Origin of the sequence: Parabacteroides sp. Marseille-P3160, assembly GCF_900162725.1 — a bacterium.
Classification (GTDB): domain Bacteria; phylum Bacteroidota; class Bacteroidia; order Bacteroidales; family Tannerellaceae; genus Marseille-P3160.
Genome location: NZ_LT799418.1, coordinates 2397434 through 2419155 on the forward strand (window position 1 = coordinate 2397434; position 21722 = coordinate 2419155).

Consider the following 21722-nt stretch of genomic DNA (forward strand, 5'->3'; position numbering starts at 1 on the left):
TGCTGCCAGAAGAGTGAGCCCATGCAGTAGGGCATATCCCGGCGATGCGCTTCCATGGCCGTTTTAATGGCGTCTCCCTGTAAAAGCTGTCCCATATAGAGGAAATTTTGAAAATCTTTCGGCTTGCGATACTCGTTGAGCAAGTACCACTCGATCAATCCGTTGGCATGACTTCCTCCGCGTTGGTGCGCCATCATGACTTCGGAAAAGATGTTATGATCCCGTTCTTCGGGTGCATATTTAAGTATGGATTGGTATTCGGGAAAAGACTGGAAGCCATATTCGGAGAAGAAACGGGAGCGAACCACGTTATAGTTTGCAATAGAGTCTTTGCCGTGCCATACTCCCCAATAATGGGCGTCTCCGTTCGGATTCCAATTGGGTGTTCCGGTCTCCGGCTTCTCGTTCTGATTTCCATTGAAAGGAGAGGAAGGCCAGTAAAAGCGGGTCGGGTCATAGGTTTTAACCACCTCGGGCAAGACTACAAAATATTGGTCGGAGAATTGTTTCCAAAGTTTATCGGCAATCCCTTGACCCATTGCTTCATATTTTCCTTTCCATCCCCAGCCGAACCAAGCGGCTTGGTTTTCATTATTTCCGCACCAGAGGGCGATGCTCGGGTGATTTCGCAATCGTTTCACGTTTTCAATCGCTTCCTGACGAATATTTTCCAGCAAGGCGCCTTCCGCCGGATAGAGGCTGCATCCGAACATGAAGTCTTGCCATACCAAGATGCCGTATTGATCGCAAAGATCATAGAATAGGTCGTTTTCATAGAATCCGCCGCCCCATACGCGAAGCATATTCATATTTGCATTAACGGCATCGAAAATGGTTTTCTCATATTTTTCAGGGGTGACACGCGGAATAAAATTATCCTGCGGAATATAATTGGCTCCTTTGGCGAATACATTCACGCCGTTCAGGCGAAAATAGAAAGAGGTGCCTGCGGCATCCTTTTCGCGGATTACTTTCAGGTCACGCAAGCCGATACGTTCCATGCGGCTGTCGCTCTGTCCGTTCATGGTGACGGTTGCCGTAAATGGGTATAGGTGGGCTTCGCCCAAACCGTTGCTCCACCAAAGCCGCGGGTTCCTGATTGTCAGATTCGTTTCAATAAAATTGGTTCCTTTTTTCACCGGTACGGTTTGCTTCCACGTTTCTTTTACGCCGTCTGCTTTCAAATCCAAGGTTGCTTCACCGGCCTTGTCGGCTAAAACTTCGGCAATCACCTTGACCTGTGCCCGTTGGGCAGTCACGCTCTCCTGGATGTATTGGACGCTTTCGATGCGGGCGTTATTCCATCCCACCAGATAGGCCGGCCTCCAGATTCCGGCGGTAACAAGACGCGGCCCCCAGTCCCAACCGTAATGATAACCTGCCTTGCGGGCAAAGACACTCACTTTCTTGTTGAATACGCCGCCATTTTCGGACTGGTCGTTGCCGGCTTCATGTGCATAGGGCAATGCATCAAATTTTGGTATGTCGATAGGAAACGGGGAAAGAAAGCGGATACGAAGTTCGTTCCCTTCTTTCTTTAGCAGTTTTTTAACATTGATTCGCCATTCACGAAACATGTTGTCAGCCCGGAGAAGCAAACTATCGTTTAGATAGACGTCAGCATAGGTATCGAGTCCTTTGAAATAAAGTTCGATATTCTCTTTGTTGAAGACTTCCGGCGCTACGTCCAGCGTCGTCTTATAGTCCCAGTCCTCTTTGTCCACCCATTGCACTCCCCGTTCATTCAGGCGGAAGAACGGGTCTTCTATTATTTTATTGGCAATCAGGTCGGTATGAACGACGCTCGGGACGGTTGCCGGATACCAGTTATTGCCGCGAACCTGCTTGAAGGTCCAGTTTTCCTTTATTTCCTGCTGCACTACATTTTGTGCACCGGCCGGCAAGGCGATAGCCGCTATTGCGCATAGATACGCAAACAAGAGAAGCGTGTTTTTCAGTTTCATACGGGTTTAATTTAATGTTCTGTTTTTTCTAATTCTTTTTGGGTCGGATCTTTTGTTTCTTCGATTTCCTGTAAATAGAAACAAGCGGCTTCGATCGTCGGCACGTTTTTGATGACGATGCTGCGCCTTTTCCCCTGTTCCCGGAGGCTGCATACCCGGGGATATTTCTGGAGATAGGCCAGCAGTTTGCCGAAGACTTCGCTTTGGTAATAGGGGCTGTCGGGATTGGAGACGAGCACGAGGTTCATCTTTCCTTGCTTCAATACGATCTTCTCAATACCCAATTGTTTGCCCAGTCGCCGCAAGCGAACCACGCGGATCAATTCCATTCCTTCTTTCGGGATCTTTCCGAAACGGTCGATCAGATGTGCCGTAAAGCTACTCAATTTTTGTTCATTTTCAATGGAATCCAGTTCTCTATAAATTGAAACACGTTCCGAATCGTTCGGGATGTAGGAGGGAGGAAACATTAATTCCAGATCACTTTCGATAAAGGTTTCCTGCACATAGGCGCTGCCGTCTCTGCCTTTTGCCTCTTCGGGCGTGCCGGCGTAGAGATCGGCAAATTCTTCGGTTTTCAATTCGCCTACCGCTTCTTCCAATATCTTCTGGTACGTCTCATACCCCAGGTCGGCAATGAATCCGCTCTGTTCGGCCCCCAGCAGGTTACCGGCTCCCCGGATGTCCAGGTCTTGCATGGCAATATGGATGCCGCTGCCCAGTTCGGAGAAGTTTTCGATTGCCTGCAGACGTCTCCTTGCTTCCGGGGTCAGCGATGAGAGCGGAGGGGAGAGCAGGTAGCAAAAGGCCTTTCGGTTGCTTCTTCCGACCCGTCCGCGCAATTGGTGGAGCTCGGAAAGCCCGAACTGGTGGGCGTTGTTGATAATGATGGTATTGGCATTGGAGACATCCAGTCCGTTTTCGATGATGCTCGTGGCAATCAGGACGTCATATTCGTAGTTTACGAAATCGAGGATCGTCTTTTCCAGTTTGTCCGGATCCATTTGTCCGTGCCCCATGCAGATGCGGGCATCCGGTACTTCCCGATGGATCAGTTCTTCGATCTCGTAGATGTTCTGGATGCGGTTGTTCAGGAAAAAGACCTGCCCGTTCCGGCTCATTTCGAAGTTGATCGCTTCGCGGATAATGTCCGGGTTGAAGCGTTCCACTTCCGTCTGTACCGGGTAGCGGTTGGGCGGCGGCGTCGTGATGCTGCTCAGGTCGCGTGCCCCCATCAGGGAAAACTGGAGCGTCCGTGGAATCGGTGTGGCCGTCATCGTCAAAGTATCGACATTGACTTTCATCTGGCGTAGTTTTTCCTTGACGGAAACGCCGAATTTCTGTTCTTCGTCGACAATCAACAGTCCCAGGTCCTTAAATTTCACATCTTTGCTGACTAACCGGTGGGTACCGACCAGTATATCGACCTTGCCCTCTTCGAGTGCCGCCAGCGTATTCTTGATCTCTCCCGGCGTGCGCGCCCGGCTGATATAATCGATCGTGCAGGGAAAGTCTTTCAGCCGCTCGCTGAAGGTCTGGTAATGCTGGAAGGCCAGTACGGTCGTCGGTACCAGAACCGCCACTTGTTTGTTGTCGCTTACCGCCTTGAAAGCGGCGCGAACGGCTACCTCCGTTTTTCCGAATCCTACATCGCCGCAGATCAGGCGATCCATCGGACGGGCGTTTTCCATATCCGCCTTGACTTCCGCCGTCGCTTTCTCCTGGTCCGGCGTATCTTCATAGATAAAGCTGGCTTCCAGTTCGTGCTGCATGAAACTGTCGGGACTGAAGGAGTAGCCTTGTTCTTCTTTCCGCTGGGAATAAAGCCGGATCAGATCGCGGGCAATGTCTTTGACTTTCTTCTTCGTCCGCTCTTTCATCTTTTCCCAAGCGCCGGAGCCGAGTTTGTTCAACCGCGGAGGTTCCCCTTCCTTTCCCTTGTATTTGGCAAGTTTATGAAGAGAATGGATGCTTACGAAGATGATGTCGTTATTCTGGTAGATCAGCTTGATCGCTTCCTGGACTTTTCCGTTGACTTCGGTGCGTACCAGGCCGCCGAACTGTCCTACGCCATGGTCGATATGTACGATGTAATCGCCGGGAACGAATTGGTTCAATTCCTTAAGGCTCAGTGATATTTTACCGCTGCGCGCCCGGTCGCTTTTCAGGTTGTATTTATGGAACCGCCCGAAGATCTGGTGGTCGGTAAAAAGGCAGATGCGCAGTGTGTCGTCGATAAAACCGGAATGAATGGTTTTGTTGACCGGCGTGAAGGTAATGCCTTCGTCTCCGCGCTCCTGGAAGATGGCGGTGATCCTGGCCGCCTGTTTTTCGCTGTCGCTCAACAGATAAATCGTGAAGTTCGACTCCAGGTAGGAACGGAAGCTATCACTGACCAGATCGAAGTTTTTATGGAACAGGGGTTGTGGATGCATGGCGAATTCCAACGTTGCATCCGCTACGCCCAACGGCTTTGCTCCGAAATGGATGCGGGTGTGGTCGAGCGTCGAGCGCAGAAAATCTTCCGCCCGGATCAGTTTCTTCCGCATCTGCTCCTGGTCAGCGAACGACTCTTCGTCGGCGACGACCGGTTGTTCGTCCCAAATGCTTGCGATCCGTTCCTTGCACCATTCCAGATCCTGGCAGGCCAGTATCGTCTTTCCGCCTACAGATTCCAAAAGGGAACCACCCGGAAGACTACTTTTGTCCATGCGGGGAACGATATAGATGCGCTCCAACTTTTCCTTCGAAAGCTGTGTCTCGACATCGAACGAGCGGATGGTCTCCACCTCATCCCCGAAGAAGTCGATGCGGTAGGGAAACTCATAGGAGAAAGAGAATATGTCGAGAATACTTCCGCGCATGGCATACTGTCCCGGTTCATAGACATAGTCCACTTGTTCGAATCCGTAAGTGTCCAGCATATCCGAAACGAACATGTTATCGATTTTTTCGCCGACACGAAGCTGCAAAGTGTTTTCCTTTAGCGCTTCCCGCGTAATCACCCGTTCAGCCAAAGCGTCCGGATAGGTAACGATCAGATAAGAAGGCTCCGGCTCTTGCAGGAAATTGAGCGTTTCCGTCCGTAAGATTTCATTGGCGGCATCCGTATGCCCGTATTTGATATGCCGGTGATAGGCGGAAGGAAAAAAGAAGATGGAATGACCGCCCGTAAGCTGCATCAGGTCGTGATAGAAGTATCCGGCTTCTTCCAAATCGTTTAACACACACACAAAGCATCCCCCTCTTTTCAAAAAAAGAGATGTAATGGTGATGCCAGCCCCCGAGCCGTTCAGCCCTTTGAGGAATATGTTGCGGGACGTCCCGTCCGCCAACACAGCGCTTAATGCCCCCACTTGCGGATGAGCGGCATAGACTTTTACTAAATCCTGTATATCCAAAATGTCTTTTGTTTGGCAAAAACAGCACAAAGATACGGAATGAATTTCATATCTTTACATCCGAATTGAATCCTTTATTTTAACTATTACATTTGTTTTAACATTAAAATAAACAATAAAATCTATCATGAGAAAATTTCTATCTCTGTTTTTCTTCTTTTGCTTAACCGGAGGAATATATCAAGCAAACGGGCAAACCATTCGGATTTCTACCCATGAGACGGATCTGATCTTAAAAGTAGCGCAGAACGGCCGGCTATACCAATCTTATTTAGGTGCCAAGCTACTTCAGGAAAGCGATATTGCTAAATTACCGGTCTATGTACGCGGCGGAACAGACGGCAGCGTTTCCACCCGCGGATGGGAAGTTTATCCCGGTTCCGGTGCGGAAGATTATTTTGAACCGGCCTTCTCCATCCAACATAACGACGGCAACCTTACCACCGTCCTCAACTATGTATCTCACCAAACCCGGCCATTGGATGCCAATGTGACGGAAACAACCGTTTTACTGAAAGACAAAGTTTATCCGGTGGAGGTAACCCTTCATTATATCTCCTATGCCAATGAAAATGTGATTAAAACCTGGAGTGAAATTCTGCATAAAGAGAAAAAACCTGTTACGATGAGCAGTTACTATTCATCCATGCTTTATTTTCAGGCGCCGACTTACTATCTGACCGAATTCAGCAGCGATTGGGCAAAGGAAGCACAGATGAGTACCCAGCCTCTCTTCTTTGGGAAAAAAGTCATTGATACCAAACTCGGTTCCCGGGCGGCCATGCATGCACATCCTTTTTTCCAAATTGGATTGGGACAACCGGTAGAAGAGAACAAAGGGGATGTGCTGGTTGGTACGATTGGATGGACGGGTAATTTCCGTTTTACCTTCGAAGTGGATAATGTCAGCAACCTGCGGATTCTGTCTGGCATCAATCCTTACGCTTCCAATTATGAAATACAGCCCGGAGAACCCTTCGTAACGCCCGAATTCATCTTTGCCCTTAGTACGGAAGGAGCTGGGAAAGCTAGCCGGAATTTTCATCAATGGGCGCGAAACTATCAATTAAAGGACGGAAAAGGCGACCGCCTGACGCTGCTCAACAATTGGGAAACGACTTATTTTGATTTCAATGAGGCGAAGTTGGAAGAATTGATGAAAGAGGCGAAAGATTTGGGAGTCGATCTCTTCTTATTGGATGACGGTTGGTTCGGCAATAAATATCCGCGTGTAAACGATCGCGCCGGATTGGGTGATTGGGAAGTGATGAAAAGCAAACTTCCGAACGGAGTGCCCCACCTGATTCAATCGGCCCAAAAAGCCGGTGTGAAATTTGGTATCTGGATTGAGCCGGAGATGGTGAATCCCCAAAGCGAACTCATGGAAAAGCATCCCGACTGGGCGATCCGTTTGCCAAACCGGGATACCTATTATTATCGAAACCAGTTAGTGCTGGATATGAGCAATCCTAAAGTGCAGGATTATGTCTTTGGGATCGTCGACCGCCTGATGACTGAAAATCCGGAACTCGCCTTCTTCAAATGGGATTGCAACAGCCCGATTACCAATATCTATTCTCCTTACCTGAAGGAAAGACAGGAGCAATTGTATATCGACCATGTGCGTGGAATCTATAAAGTATTTCAACGGGTAAAAGAAAAATATCCTGAAGTGCCGATGATGTTATGCTCCGGAGGCGGAGCCCGGTGTGATTACGAGGCTTTGAAATATTTTACCGAATTCTGGTGCAGCGATAATACCGATCCGGTAGAGCGGCTATATATTCAGTGGGGATTCTCCCAGATTTTCCCTTCCAAGGCTATGGACGCTCATGTGACCAGTTGGAACAAGAATACAAGCATTAAATTCCGTACTGATGTGGCAATGATGTGCAAGCTCGGTTTTGATATCAGCCTGAAAGAATTATCAACGGAAGAACAGACCTTCTGTCAACAAGCGGTAACCAACTATAAACGGCTCAAACCTGTTATTTTGGACGGTGATTTATACCGTCTGGTCTCTCCATACGAAACGAATCATACCTCCGTCATGCAGGTGGCTCCGGCAAAGGACAAAGCTGTCCTGTATGCCTATGACATTCATCCCCGTTTCGGCGAGAAACTCTTTCCGGTCAGATTACAAGGATTATCGCCCGAAGCACAGTACCGTATAGAGGAAATCAACCTGATGCCCGGACAGAAGTCGAATCTCCCGGCCAACCAGCAGACTTATTCAGGTGATTATTTGATGAAAGTCGGACTGGATGTTTTTACCACGGGAAAAACCCATAGCCGGATCATAGAACTAACGGAAATGAGCCATTGATTTTATCCCTATCGCTTGTGGCCATACAGGGCAAATCTAAGAGTTTGCCCTGTACGGCCATATGTTCGAAATTTTGGTTCGTCGTTCGTAGTTTATAGTTCATCATTTGGTATATATTAGGGAATTTCAGTAGCTTTGTTCCCATACTAATTGGATGAATATGGAAAAGCAAAAGAGATTGACTCGTTCGAATGATAAAATGATAGCAGGTGTCTGTGCAGGCATCGCCGATTATTTCGGATGGGATCCGACATTGGTTCGCGTAGGCTACGTCTTATTGAGTATTTTTACGGTGTTTGCCGGAGTTCTGGCTTATTTGGTTTTATGGCTGGTTATGCCGAAGGAAGGTTCCGATAAAGCATGAATTTTACTCTATCCTCCCCGTATAAACCGACGGGAGACCAACCGGAGGCCATCGAGGCGCTCTCCCGTGGAATTGAAGACGGCGTACCCTTTCAGACCTTGTTGGGCGTTACCGGCTCGGGAAAGACTTTCACGATTGCGAATGTAATCGATAAGGTACAGCGTCCGACGTTGGTATTGAGCCATAACAAGACGTTGGCTGCACAGTTATACAGCGAATTCAAGAACTTTTTCCCGAATAACGCCGTAGAGTATTTCGTTTCTTATTATGATTATTACCAGCCGGAGGCTTACCTGCCGTCGACCGATACCTATATAGAAAAAGACTTGGCCATCAATGAGGAAATCGACAAGCTGCGTTTACGCGCGACCGCTTCCCTATTGTCGGGCCGCCGGGATGTGATCGTCGTCTCTTCCGTCTCTTGCCTCTATGGCATGGCCGATCCTACGGCTTTTGCCGAGAAGGTGATCCATTTGGAAAAGGGCATGCGGATGGAGCGCGACCGGATGCTGCGCCGTTTCGTAGACGCCCTCTATGTGAACAATAAGGTGGAATTTACCAGCGGATGTTTCCGTGTGAACGGGGATACGGTGGATATCTTTCCGGCGATCGAGTCTTTCGACGGAGTCGCTTACCGGATCGAATTCTGGGGCGATGAGATCGATCGTATTTCTTCTTTCCATCCGTTGACCGGAGTGGAAATCGACGAACAGGACGAATTGAATATTTATCCGACCAACCTTTTTGTGACAACACAGGAGCGGATTAACGCCGCAATCGGGCAGATCGATGTCGATCTGGGTACGCAAGTAAATTATCTGAAAGAAATAGGAAAACCCTACGAGGCGAAACGTTTGTATGAACGGGTGACGTTCGATCTGGAGATGATTCGCGAATTGGGGTATTGCTCCGGCATTGAAAATTATTCCCGTTATTTCGACGGACGCCAGGCCGGCGAACGGCCCTACTGCCTTTTGGATTATTTTCCCAAGGATTTCCTTCTGGTGGTGGATGAGAGCCATGTAACTATTCCGCAGATCCGTGCGATGTACGGCGGAGACCGTTCCCGCAAGCTGAATCTGGTGGAATACGGGTTCCGCCTTCCGGCGGCGACGGATAACCGGCCGTTGACCTTCGAAGAGTTCGAATCCATGACTCCTCTGGCCATTTATGTCAGCGCTACTCCGGCCGACTATGAATTGGAAAAAAGCGAAGGCGTGGTGGTCGACCAGGTCATCCGCCCGACGGGCCTGCTGGATCCGGTAATCGAAGTACGGCCGACGCTCAACCAGATCGACGACCTGATGGAGGAAATTACGCAACGGACGGCAGCCAACGAACGTGTCCTTGTGACAACCTTGACCAAACGGATGGCGGAAGAACTGACGACTTATTTGCTCCGTATGGGAATCCGGTGTAACTATATACATAGTGATGTGGAGACGCTGGACCGGATTCAGATCATGGACGATTTACGGAAGGGCTTGTTCGACGTGCTGGTCGGGGTGAATCTCCTGCGTGAAGGGCTGGATCTTCCCGAAGTTTCCCTCGTGGCGATCCTCGATGCCGATAAGGAGGGTTTCCTTCGTTCGCACCGTTCGCTGACGCAGACGGCCGGGCGTGCCGCCCGTAATGTACATGGGAAAGTGATTTTTTATGCCGATAAGATTACGGAGAGTATGCGTATCACGATGGAAGAAACGAATCGCCGCCGGGAAAAGCAACTGGCTTATAATGAGAAATACGGCATTACCCCGACCCAAATCGTAAAGAATACCGTTTCTCTGGTCGGGGAGAAGCAGAAAGAAGCGGGAGCCTATGCCTATGTGGAACCGGAACCCAACCTGGTTGCCGATCCGGTTGTCCAATATATGAATAAGTCCCAACTGGAAAAGGCGATCGAGCGGACGAAGAAACAGATGCAGGAAGCCTCCAAGAAGTTGGATTTCATGGAAGCGGCCCAATACCGGGATGAGATGCATAAACTGCAGGAGTTACTGGCTATCAAAAAATGACCGGCGCAATGAGAATCCGTCTCTTTTCCCTTCTTCTGTTCTTCTGCATGGCTTTCCGGATGCAGGGACAGCCTGCCGCTTCTCCCGGAGGAAGCAATCCTGCGGACGAAGACAGGCGTATATTCGAACGCTATATCAGCTCTTTTCAGGCGAAGAAGGAATTACCTGTCGGGGAACTTGTTTCGGAAACCGCACTCTTTTTTCTTGGCGCACCTTATGTAGCCTCTACTTTGGAGCGGGAACCGGAACAGCTGACCGTAAACCTACGGGAGTTCGACTGCACGACCTTCGTCGAAACCGTTCTCGCCCTGTCCCGCACGTTAAGAGAACCGGAACCTACGTTCGAAAACTTTTGCCATCAGTTACAGTCTATCCGCTACCGCGGCGGAGTTATCCGCGATTATACCGATCGCCTGCATTATTTCAGCGATTGGGCGTATGAAAACGAACGGAAAGGATGGGTGAAAGAGATTACCCAAGCAGCCGGAGGGAAGCCTTTGGCGCTCTCCCTTTCTTTCATGTCCACGCATCCCGGAAGTTACAGACAATTGAAAGACAATCCCGCTTTCCTTCGGAAAATAGCGGAAAAAGAAAAGGAAATAAATGGGCGTCCTCATTATTACCTGCCCGCCGGAGAGATTCAGTCCCATTTACCGGAAATGCAGTCCGGTGATATTGTCTGCTTTGTCACCACGATTCCGGGCCTGGATGTTTCCCACGTTGGATTTGTCTATCGGCAAGGCGTAACGGCCACCTTTATCCATGCTTCTTCCGCCGCGAAGAAAGTCATTGTCCAGGAAGGCGCCCTTCCTTCCTACGTCCGCAGCGTCAAACGCTACAAAGGCATAATCCTGGTCCGCCCCGTAAAATAATTATAAAAATCCTCATCATTCATTATCACAATCTTATGCTGAAGCAGGCGCCTTCTCCGGGACGGGAGGCTACGCTGAGGGTACCTCCGTGGGCCGTTACGATCTGGCGGCAAAGACTGAGGCCGATGCCGGAACCTTTAGGCTTGGTGGTGAAAAACGGAATAAAGATCTTGTCGAGGATGTCGGGCGAAATGCCGCCGCCGTTGTCCGTGACGGAGAGGAGCGGGCGCTGGTATTCGTCAGACGAGACTGTCAATACGACTTGCGGATCCGCCTGTCCGGCGCAAGCTTCCCAAGCATTCCGCAGGAGATTGATCAGTACCTGCTCGATTTGTTCCCGGTCTATGCGGAGGATAAGCTCCGCCTCCTGTTTACAGGAAAAGAGGATGCCTTGCGCCTTCAAAAGGCGGCTGATATCGTCGATCATCTCCTTCAGCGCCACTGTTTCTATCTTGGGAGGAGGGAGGCGGGTAAGCTGCTGATAATTTGTAATAAAGCGGATCAATCCCTGGCTCCGGCGATGGATCGTTTGCATCGCCTTGTACATCAGTTCCGGATCGTCGGGACGGCCGACCTCAGAGAAGGTTTCGGCCAGGGAAATGATCGGAGTGATGGAATTCATCATCTCATGCGTGAGGATACGGATCATCCTTTTCCAGGCATCGCTCTCCGTTTTGTCGACAACTTCCTGGATGTCTTTCAGGCTGAAGATGCGGGCGGCCTTTCCCCGGATAGTGGCCGGCACCAAGGTGATTGCCAGGTTGTATTCCTGCCCATCGGACTGCCGTTTGAGGATTTTTACCTCTTTGGGCGCCATTTCCCGAAGGATGGCGAATAGTTCTTCCGAGTCCGGCGCCGGATCGGAAAGCCGACGGGGTTGCGGCTTGCCCACCAGATCCGCCGCTTTTTTGTTTATCCATACGATACGGCCGGAAGGATCGACCACCAGGATGGCAAAGTCGATCCGGTTGAGCAGCAGGTCATAAAAGCCGGCTTCGGCCTCCCGGCTTTGCATCCGTTCGTTGAAGACGGCGATTGCTGCTTCCATCTCCCGGTTCAAGTCTTCCGACAGTCCCTTTTCTCCATTCGGGTGAAATGAAACATTAAATTCGGAAAACCGGACGGCGTCGATGAAACGCCTGACTGAATAAAGCGTCTTCCGGTGGAAACGCACCAGATCGTACGTGATCCCGGCAAGAAAAAGCAGCAGGAATCCTCCCAGGAAGTATTTCTGATATGCCACGGCAAAACCGGTCGACAGGGAAAGCAGCAGTAACCCTGCGATGCGAACGGCCAATCCCTTGCAATAGGTCTTCATTTCCTGTTTATTTTTCGGTATAAGGCGAACCGGCTGATGCCCAGTAACTCCGCAGCCCTGTTCATGTTTCCCTTGCTTCGTTGCAAAGCTTTTTCGATGGTCTCCTGTTCGACCCGTTCGAGGTTCAGGTTTTCGGAATCTTTCGCTTTCCGGCTTTCTTTGACGGTCAGCATCAGATCGTCTCCCGTCAACGTTTTCGAAGATGAGAGCACCACCGCCCGTTCGATCACATTCTGCAATTCGCGCACATTGCCCGGCCAGGGATAATCCTCCAGCTTTTTCCTTGCGTCCGGCGATAGGCCGCGGATCTCTTTCTTATATTTGGCAGCATATCTTTTCAGGAAATGGTCCGCCAGCAGGCTGATATCCCCTTCGCGCTCCCGCAGGGGAGGCAGCTGGATCTCAATCGTATTCATCCGGTAGAGTAAATCACGGCGGAAAGTCCCGTCCTCCACCGACTGGTAGAGGTCGGCATTGGTCGCCGCGATGAAACGCACGTCGATCGGAATGTTTTTGACGGATCCGAGCCGGCTGATGTACCGTTTCTCTATCGTTGTCAGTAGCTTGGCCTGCATGGGAGCGGAGAGGTTGGCTATTTCGTCCAGGAAGAGCGTCCCTCCCGAAGCAATCTCGATCCGTCCCTGCTTCTCTTTCCGGGCGTCGGTGAAGGCGCCTTTTTCGTATCCGAAGAGTTCACTCTCAAAGAGGCTTTCGGCAATGCTGCCCAAGTCGATGGTGACGAAGGCCTCTCCGGCGCGGCGTGAATGGTTGTGGATCGTCCGGGCGATCAGGTCTTTGCCGGTTCCGTTTTCACCCATTAGCAGGATGTTGGCATCCGTATCCGCCAGTTTCCCGATTATTCCATAAATTTTCCGCATTTCTTCCGACTCGCCGATGATCTCCCGGGAATTGCCGTTATTGATAGTCTGCACCTGCTGCCGGAGGAGCGCCACCTCTTTCTGCGATTTTCGCAGTTTCAGCGCCGAATGGATGGTTGCCAGTAGTTTGTCTTTCTCCCAAGGTTTCGGGATAAAATCGATAGCGCCGGACTTGATGGCTTGCACGGCCTTGTCGGTATCGGCATAAGCCGTCATCAGGAGCACCGCCATCTGGCGATCGATCTGCAGGATGGTGTCCAGCCAGTAAAAGCCTTCCTTTCCGCTGGCCACCTCTTTTTGGAAGTTCATGTCCAGTAAGATGACATCCGGTTGGAAATCGTTTATGAAGCGGGGAATCTGTTCAGGATCGGTCGTTACCTTCACCTTTTCCAAATACGACGAAAGCAAGGCATGCAAGGCAAAAAGAACATCCTCATTGTCATCCACGACCAATAATTTCCCTGATTTTTCCATTTCTTTTCCTGATTTTTCCAATGCGGCTAAGGTACGGAATAATTTCCAAACTCGAATTTCCATAAGTTCCTTAGGTCTGATTCCCTTGCCGCAGATCAGACTGCAGCATATGCCGACGGAGTTAATCCTTTTCAAGAATCCAGTACACCGGATGCTTACTTTGTGCATAAGGAAACTAATTTTCTCTGGCCGTAAGATGATCTTTTCCCGGTCAGTAGAAGATCTTTTCCCAGCCAGGAAAAGATCTTCTTACGGTGGGTGAAAATTGACTTGCCAGTGAATTGTATTTAAAATCAGTATACTATAACAATGAAATCGATAGCCTTAAAAACAAATTTGAGTTAGGCCAATCCAATAAACGAATCTTCTCCTTGAACGCCTTGGCTGTATAAGGCATTTTACCCCTTTGTTCGGTGGAGTGTCCTCACTGCGTCGTGTTGGAAGCAAAGATCCTGCTTTGACTATCAAAAAAGGAGAATCATTGCGAGGCGGGAGCCTCGCTTTGATCACCGACGGAAGCTGGAGCTTCCGCCGAACATAATGGGAGTTTAAATGCATTTGCCCTGCTTGGCCGTATCTTTTTTGGTTATGCTTGCGCTTAACTTCGACCTTTTCTTTTTTATCGGACAGTAATGATATTATTTTATAAAAAGAAGATAGTTTTGTGCGATTACGCACCTAATATGTGCGTAGTTGCACTTATTTGCATTGACTGAATTTTCGTATTCTATTTGTTTTTAATTGTTTAAATAAATGGCATGATTCTTGTTTCTGTTCCTAAATAAGTGAAAAAACAGACGGCCTTATGCTAATGCATTATTTAAAAATAGCGATTCGAAGCGTTCTCCGGGATAAAGGATATTCCGTAGTCAATATCTTGGGCTTATCGATCGCGATCGCCTGTTGTTTCCTGCTCATCTTCTGGGTGAAGTTCGAAATGAGCTACGAGACTTGTTATTCTAACGCTGACCGGATTTATCGCCTGATGGAAGTGGAAAACAGGCAAAGCGGAGCATTTCATAAAACCTTTATTCGCCCGGGTATTTTTAGGGAATTGAAAAACTCTTTTTCTCAAATAGAAGCATCTACCTTTTTATATAGTGTGGAGGCTTTTGTTTCAAAAGAAGGAAGTGAAGGTGATGGAATAAAGGTCAATTTATCCAGCACTAATGAAGATTTTTTACGAATATTTTCGTTTGAATATGTAGAAGGTTCTCCTCAAAGTGTCGTGAAAAACAAGGGATGTCTTATCACAGAAAAGGCAGCTGAAAAAATATTCGGAAAGGAATCTCCGGTAGGAAAGAAGATAAAAAGGTCCGATGATCTTTATTTGATTAGCGCTGTAGTAAAAATGCCGAAAAATACGCAAATATGTTTCGATATATTAGATATTAATGCCCCTATATACATACGTTACGGTACCCATTTTATTATGTTAAAAGAGGGAATCAAATTAACCCCTGAACTAAAGAAACAAATAGCGAATAGCATGCCTCCTAATTCTGAAGGAGTAAAAAATAAATTAGTCATGCAACCGCTAAAAGACATTCATCTGCATTCGCCCAAAGAAGTTACAGAAGAAGTCATGTATAAAATTGAGCAAATTTATGGCAGTTTGAGCCAAATCTGTTATTTTTCCTTTGCAGCCTTACTTATTCTTTTTATAGCAATCATCAATTATGTAAATACCTCGATAGCCCGGTCACTTAACCGAACGAAAGAGGTCGGAGTTAGAAAAGTAACAGGAGCTAACCGACGAAGAATTATAGAACGTTTTCTATCTGAATCATTTGTCCTATCTGTACTGGCCGTTTTAGTCGCTCTTGTATTAGTTCAATTACTTTTCCCCGGGTTTACTAATATCATGGGGAATAAGGTACCACTTAAATTCGATTGGCTAACGATATTGACCGCTTGTGTGTTTTGTGTTATAATAACTCTCTTATCAGGAGGTTATGCCGCGTTTTACCTTTCTTCTTTTAGCATTGCGAATATTCTTCGCGGAGGATCAAAAACGAGTTCAAAAGAAAATTTACGAAAAATATTAATTGGTGTTCAATCCCTTCTATCAGTCGGTATACTGATCTGTACTTTTTTTATATATAAACAGATCTATGCCATTTTTAATGCGGATACAGGAATGGATCGGAAAAATATAATAGTGTTGGATACCGGATTATGGGATGGTGCGGAAAATTTCATTCAAGTGATCAAACAAGAAAATACAAATATTATTGATGCTACAATAGCAAATTGCCCCCCTTATAATGCAACATGGGGGTATAGTAATGTTTCATGGGAGGGGAGTAACGACGCTGATAATGATATTGGTTTTGTTCAAATATTTTGTGATCATCACTATTCCAACACCTTCGGATTAAAAATGCTACAAGGTGAATTTATTCCTCCCGGTTTAACTTGGTGGCAGGATTCAAAGGCCGAATCTTTTAATATAGTAATCAATGAATCTTTTAAGAAAGTAATAGGGGTAGAGAATCCAATCGGGATTACCGTTACTTATGGCATAAATGTTATCTATCGTGGTAAGATAATCGGCGTAGTAAAAGATTTCAATTTTAAACCGTTGAAAGAGAAAATATCTCCATTAATTATTTCGTTTAATCCGGAGGCTTGTGAAATCGTTTATATAAAAACAACGGGAAAGGATAAGCAAAAAACGCTTAGTTATATTTTAGAGAAATACAAAGAGTTGAAATCCGATTTATTTAATCGTCCTGTAATGTACCACACGGTTGAAAGTGAGTATAACAAAATGTATAAGGCCGAACTTCGTACGGCAGGGATATTGTCGGTTTTTGCTGTGATTTCTTTCCTGCTTTCTTTGATGGGGATTATCAGTATGATTTCTTTTATGATCGAGAAACGGACAAAAGAAATTGCGATCCGTAAGATTAACGGTGCGGGAATTTGGGATATCGTCAAACTCTTTGCAGGCAGCATATTAAAAATGGCCGCAGTGGCATCCGTTATTGCTATTCCTATCTGTTATCTGTTGATGTCAAAATGGCTGGAAGACTATATATACCGTACCTCGCTTAGCTGGTGGGTATTTGCACTGATTCCGTTGTGCTTATTGTTGGTTATTTTTGTTGTAATATCTATACAAGTTTATATTACAGCCCGGCAGAATCCGGTGGAATCTTTACGGAGTGAATGATTATAAACCGATTAATACAGATTTTTATGAAAAAGGTAATTATTCTTTTAGCCATTTTAATAACAGCTTGTGGTAACAACAAAAAACAGACTTTGCCGGAAGAAGAGCCTGCGACGGTTGGACAGAGAGATACTACGGAAGTAACCGAGGCAGATGCATCATTAGATGAACCCCCTTACACTACTCCTGTCCTTGAAAATGCAGGAGCTTACTTTAAAGCGAATAACAAATACAAAGATTGGGATGAAAAAAACCGAAAAATGGTTATAATAAAATGTGTGGTAGAAAAAGATAGCACTACTTCGGATGTTATAGCTCGCCGAAGTTGCGGAAATGAAAAACTGGATAAGGAAGCCATCCGTTTAATCGAAGATGCCAAGGTTATTCCCGGGAAAGATGCCAGGGGTGAAGCCGTAAGAAGCCGGTTTACAATAGTAGTGGATTTTCCCCCTAAATAATGAGTTTTAAATTCTATATATTCATTCGGGATAACGCATGATAGTTATATTATCAATGGAATAAATTAATTCCAAAAACTATACTATATACAAACAGACGGCCTTATGCTAATGCATTATTTAAAAATAGCGATTCGAAGCATTCTCCGGGATAAAGGATATTCCGTAGTCAATATCTTGGGTTTATCGATCGCGGTCGCCTGTTGTTTCCTGCTCATCTTCTGGGTGAAGTTCGAAATGAGCTACGAGGATTGCTTTGTGAATGCTGACCGGATTTATCGCCTAATGGAAGTGGAAAAACGGGAAGATGGATTATCTCATACAACTAATATTCATCCTGAAATATCAAAGGGATTGAAGAATACCTTTCCGCAAATCGAGGCAGTCACGACTGTTTTCAGTATGTTAAGTCCTTTTTGGGAGGTTGGTAAGCCCGGAGATGGAATTATATTAAACTTTACGGAGGTTAATGATCTGGATTTTCTGGCTATGTTCGACTTTGAATATATAGAAGGTTCGCCGCAGAATGTTGTCGCTACAAGGGGATGTGTATTGTCTGAGGAAGTTGCACACAAGTTTTTTGGTAATTCTTCTGCTATCGGACGAACGTTGGCTAATGGACCGGAAGAGTATTTAAGTATACAATACAGGCGGTTGTGAGGATTCCTAAAAATACGCAAATCCGGTTTGATCTTCTATATGTTTCTGATAAGATTAATTATGGGATACATTATATTATGCTTAAAAAAGGCACGAGAATTAGACCCGAATTTCGAAATCAGCTTGCCAACTTTTTGACTACAACAAGAGATACAAAAAATACGCTTGAATTACAACCATTAAAGAAGATTCATCTATACACTCCCCGTAATATTACATCCAAAGAGGAGACAATGAAATATGGCAGTCTTTCCCAGATTTATTTTTTTTCATTCGCTGTCCTATTAATTCTTTGCGTAGCGATAATCAATTACGTGAATACTTCCGTCGCCCGAGCGATGAACCGGATTAAAGAGGTGGGGGTTCGAAAGGTGACCGGCGCTACAAGACGGCAATTGATTGTACGTTTCTTATTTGAAGCGTTTCTCGTTTCATTCGTTGCTGTTCTCTTGGGATTATTGCTGGTGGAATTTCTGTTTCCTTCGTTTACCCAACTGATGGGAAATCGACTTACGTTTGATCTTAACTGGCAATCATTTCTTATTACTATGCTTTTTTGTATCCTGATTTCATTTTTATCGGGAGGATATGCTGCCTTTTACCTCTCGTCATTTTCACCCATTCTGATTTTTCGGGGTGGAAGTAAAACAGGCTCGAAAAAAGGATTGCGTGCATTGCTGATAGGCATTCAATTCTTCCTTTCGGTCGGAGTGTTGATTTGTACATTTTTTATTTACAAGCAAATACATACCATCTTTACAGCTGAAACCGGAGTGGATCGGAAAAATATCATTGTATTGGAGACCTGGCTATGGTATGAGGCGGAAGATTTTATTCAGGTCATTAAACAAGAAAACCCGAACATTATCGATGCCTCTATTGCCAGTTGCGCCCCTTATAATGCGAAGTATGGATATAGCGGTATCTATTGGGAAGGCTGTAAAGAGGAGATAAAGAAAATAGAGTTCACACAAATATCCTGTGATTGTCATTATGCTAACACCTTTGGTTTAAAGATGGTGGAAGGTGAGTTTATCCCGCCGAATCTTACCTGGTGGCAGTTTTCAGAACCAAAATCATTCAATATAGTCATAAATGAGTCATTCAAGAAACTAATGGGTGTAGAGAATCCCATAGGAATTACAATCACTTACAATGAGGGATATAAAGGAAAGATTATCGGTGTTGTGAAGGATTTTAATTTCAAACCGCTTAAAGACAAGATTACTCCATTAATTATATCATTTAATCCGGAAGTCAGTGACGAACTTTTTATCAAAACTACGGGAAAAGATCAGCAGCATACTTTGAATTACATTTTATCAAAATATAAGGAAATGAAGGTAAAATGGGCTAAACGTCCTATATTATATCATACCGTTCAGGATGAATATAATCAGATGTATGAAGCCGAGCTGCGGACTGCGGGAGTTTTGTCCGTATTTTCTATTATTTCATTTATCTTATCGTTGATGGGAATTATCAGCATGATCTCGTTTATGATTGAGAAGCGGACGAAAGAGATAGCTATCCGTAAGATCAACGGCGCCGGCATGCGGAATATAATTATGCTTTTCGGCAATGATATTCTGAAAATCACCGCCATTGCCTCCGTTATTGCTATTCCGGCCTGTTACCTGCTGATGGGCGAATGGTTACAGAGCTACGTTTATCGTACGCCGTTGAGCTGGTGGATATTTGCATTAATACCTTTATGGTTAGTGTTTATTATATTTTTAGTTATTGCCACCCAGGTCTATTTTACCACTCGGCAAAATCCGGTGGAATCGTTACGGAGTGAATAATTCAAAAGACTAAAATAAGATGAAAAACGTATACTTTTTAATTCCGATAGTCTGTACGCTCACGTTTATCAGTTGCGGAAAATCAAAAAAACAATCTCTTACTGTAGAAAATCAAGAAAAGGCTGTAATAATCGCTCCAAAGGATTCACTCCAAGAATCAAAAGTCGTATATAACTCAGCCAAAGCACAACCAGCTCTTCAAAAACAATCTTCGGGTATAGGAAAAAGAGAAATAAATTCCAGTAGCCCTCCGGTGAAACTTAATCTATTGAAAGAAGATACGGAGGCAAAGGGTATTGACTTGGCTGATTATTATAAAAAAGTACGTTATGTAAAGCTGAAACATCCTTTGTCCTCCCGACAGGGTATTTTCTTAGCCAATACAACGATTGAAGTGGATTTTGGAAATAGTATGGCATTTGATTATATAGGTAACCCACAAGTGTTTTTTTCGGATCAAGATATTATTGCAGGAGATCGTTATTTGGGTTATCATGTTTACGACTTGTCTGGAAAGTTTTCTTATACCTTAGCTCTACCTGATAAACTTCCCTCTTTTGACAAACAGCAACACCATGGTTATTTACAGGCTAATGGGATGAAAGGAGAAATTACAGACTTTTCTGTCTTTAAAGAGACGGCACTGATTGCTACGAAAGAAGATGGCCTCTACAAAATGCATCTTTATAACCTCAAAAGAAGAAAAGGAGAATACACGACAAGTTATGATAAGCGACCTGATATAGCCAGATTGATTAATCGGAATGAATATATTAGTTACAATCCGCTCCCTGATTTTAAACAGCGAAAAGCGATTTGGAGTGTTGTTAATGGAATACAAGGAAATATTGTTTCGGAATTTCTCAGTTTCAATCCTATATTAGACCCTGATGAGAAGGTCTTCACTTTTCCTGAATATAATATAGCATACTACTATAATGATCAGCTTTTTTTACGTCAAGCTTTTAACGACACGATATACAAAGTCCAGTCTCCACAAACATTGGAAGCTGTATATATCCTTGATACAGGGAATAAAAAACTGACAGTTAAAGATGCGGCCACTGCCAAAACAAAAGACAAGTTGATTTTTGGATTCTGTCTGGAGACAAATGATTTTTTATATCTCCATTACTCTTTGGATAGGGATGTGCCCCATATGGTAGAGACCAATCAAGTAAAATTTAGAGATTATTTTTTCGATAAGAAAGATAAACATTTATATCGTATTCAAATGAGTACATTTCCGGAAGGTTCTATTATCAAGAATAGTCTTAAAGACACTCTCCCGCTTAAAATATCAGATGCACGGTGGAATGGGAGATCGCTTTATGCGACCTACACCAAACAACAGTTGGGAGAAATTCTCAGAAGTAATTACTTCTCTGAATTATCAACCTCACAGCAACAAAAAACAAGAGAAATGTACGATTCGACGAACGAAGATGAGTTGGTATTGATGATTCTGGAAAGATCTTAATTCTATCTATCATACCGGCAGAATCATTAAAAAGTGAAAGATACAATATTGCAATCATTACGCCGCAGGGAAGGTCTTTCAATGCGATTCCGTACCTAATATGTGCATATATGCACCTTTTGGGATATGTCTACGTTTTGTATTATTCTCATATATAGTCATTTGTTGGAATGGTGCGATTCTTGCTTTATTGTTAATAAATAAGTCAAAAGATGAGAAGATATATTTCATTAGTGATACTTTTTCTGGGGATGGTATCTTACCTGCGGAGTCAGACATACGATATACGCTGCGCTTGACGGTGGAAACAGCTGTGCAGATTGCTCGCCGGCAATCGCTGGATGTAGTAGTTGCACGGCATAGCTTTCGTTCCGCTTACTGGAATTATTGTTTTTATAAGCAAACTACCGGCCTTCACTGACGTTTACTTCAACTCCTAATTCAGGCTTATTTCCTAAAGAGAGTACTGAGAATAAATCCTTGAAGATAGAAATATTCAAACAGCAAGGGCTGAAGATATCCCAACCTA

The 21722-nt window shown here is 45.4% G+C and carries 13 protein-coding genes; 9 read left to right on the forward strand and 4 right to left on the reverse strand.

The window, feature by feature from the left end; genetic code table 11:
• A partial coding sequence (locus BQ8014_RS09595) for a glycoside hydrolase family 2 protein (RefSeq protein ID WP_080904144.1) occupies nucleotides 1-1964 on the reverse strand: 1964 nt, incomplete at its 3' end.
• Nucleotides 1965-1975: 11 nt separating this feature from the next.
• A complete protein-coding gene (gene mfd, locus BQ8014_RS09600) occupies nucleotides 1976-5365 on the reverse strand; it encodes a transcription-repair coupling factor (protein WP_080904145.1) in 3390 nt (1129 codons plus the stop codon).
• Nucleotides 5366-5492: 127 nt separating this feature from the next.
• Between mfd and BQ8014_RS09605 the strand changes: the two genes are divergently transcribed.
• From BQ8014_RS09605 to BQ8014_RS09620, 4 genes are all read left to right on the forward strand, one after another.
• Complete coding sequence (locus BQ8014_RS09605) at nucleotides 5493-7691, forward strand: alpha-galactosidase (RefSeq protein WP_080904146.1); 2199 nt, start codon at nucleotides 5493-5495, stop codon at nucleotides 7689-7691.
• A gap of 160 nt (nucleotides 7692-7851) precedes the next feature.
• Nucleotides 7852-8055, forward strand: a complete 204-nt coding sequence (locus BQ8014_RS09610) for a PspC domain-containing protein (protein WP_080905908.1) — start codon at nucleotides 7852-7854, stop codon at nucleotides 8053-8055.
• Nucleotides 8052-10070, forward strand: coding sequence for an excinuclease ABC subunit UvrB (gene uvrB, locus BQ8014_RS09615; RefSeq protein WP_080904147.1), 2019 nt, complete (start codon nucleotides 8052-8054; stop codon nucleotides 10068-10070). The genes BQ8014_RS09610 and uvrB overlap by 4 nt, the downstream gene beginning before the upstream one ends.
• Before the next feature lie 8 nt (nucleotides 10071-10078).
• On the forward strand, nucleotides 10079-10942 hold the full coding sequence (locus BQ8014_RS09620; RefSeq protein WP_369808790.1) for an N-acetylmuramoyl-L-alanine amidase-like domain-containing protein: 864 nt from the start codon (nucleotides 10079-10081) through the stop codon (nucleotides 10940-10942).
• 25 nt (nucleotides 10943-10967) lie between these two features.
• Here the strand turns inward: BQ8014_RS09620 and BQ8014_RS09625 are convergent, their stop codons facing one another.
• Both BQ8014_RS09625 and BQ8014_RS09630 read right to left on the reverse strand, forming a co-directional pair.
• A complete protein-coding gene (locus BQ8014_RS09625; RefSeq protein WP_080904149.1) occupies nucleotides 10968-12260 on the reverse strand; it encodes a sensor histidine kinase in 1293 nt (430 codons plus the stop codon).
• Nucleotides 12257-13612 carry a sigma-54-dependent transcriptional regulator gene (locus tag BQ8014_RS09630; protein ID WP_080905909.1) on the reverse strand — a complete coding sequence of 452 codons (1356 nt, stop codon included), beginning with the start codon at nucleotides 13610-13612 and terminating at the stop codon, nucleotides 12257-12259. The genes BQ8014_RS09625 and BQ8014_RS09630 overlap by 4 nt, the downstream gene beginning before the upstream one ends.
• 805 nt (nucleotides 13613-14417) lie before the next feature.
• Here BQ8014_RS09630 and BQ8014_RS09635 point away from each other — a divergent pair.
• From BQ8014_RS09635 to BQ8014_RS09655, 5 genes are all read left to right on the forward strand, one after another.
• Entirely contained in the window at nucleotides 14418-16790 is a 2373-nt protein-coding gene (locus BQ8014_RS09635; protein ID WP_080904150.1) for an ABC transporter permease, read from the forward strand.
• Nucleotides 16791-16816: 26 nt separating this feature from the next.
• Nucleotides 16817-17248, forward strand: a complete 432-nt coding sequence (locus BQ8014_RS09640; protein WP_160150065.1) for an energy transducer TonB — start codon at nucleotides 16817-16819, stop codon at nucleotides 17246-17248.
• Nucleotides 17249-17353: 105 nt separating this feature from the next.
• A complete protein-coding gene (locus BQ8014_RS09645; RefSeq protein ID WP_080904152.1) occupies nucleotides 17354-17908 on the forward strand; it encodes an ABC transporter permease in 555 nt (184 codons plus the stop codon).
• A gap of 233 nt (nucleotides 17909-18141) precedes the next feature.
• Complete coding sequence (locus BQ8014_RS09650; RefSeq protein WP_160150066.1) at nucleotides 18142-19713, forward strand: ABC transporter permease; 1572 nt, start codon at nucleotides 18142-18144, stop codon at nucleotides 19711-19713.
• A 19-nt stretch (nucleotides 19714-19732) separates the two neighbouring features.
• Nucleotides 19733-21193 (forward strand): DUF4933 domain-containing protein, encoded by a 1461-nt coding sequence (locus BQ8014_RS09655; protein WP_080904154.1) that lies wholly within the window; start codon nucleotides 19733-19735, stop codon nucleotides 21191-21193.
• Nucleotides 21194-21722: the final 529 nt, after the last annotated feature.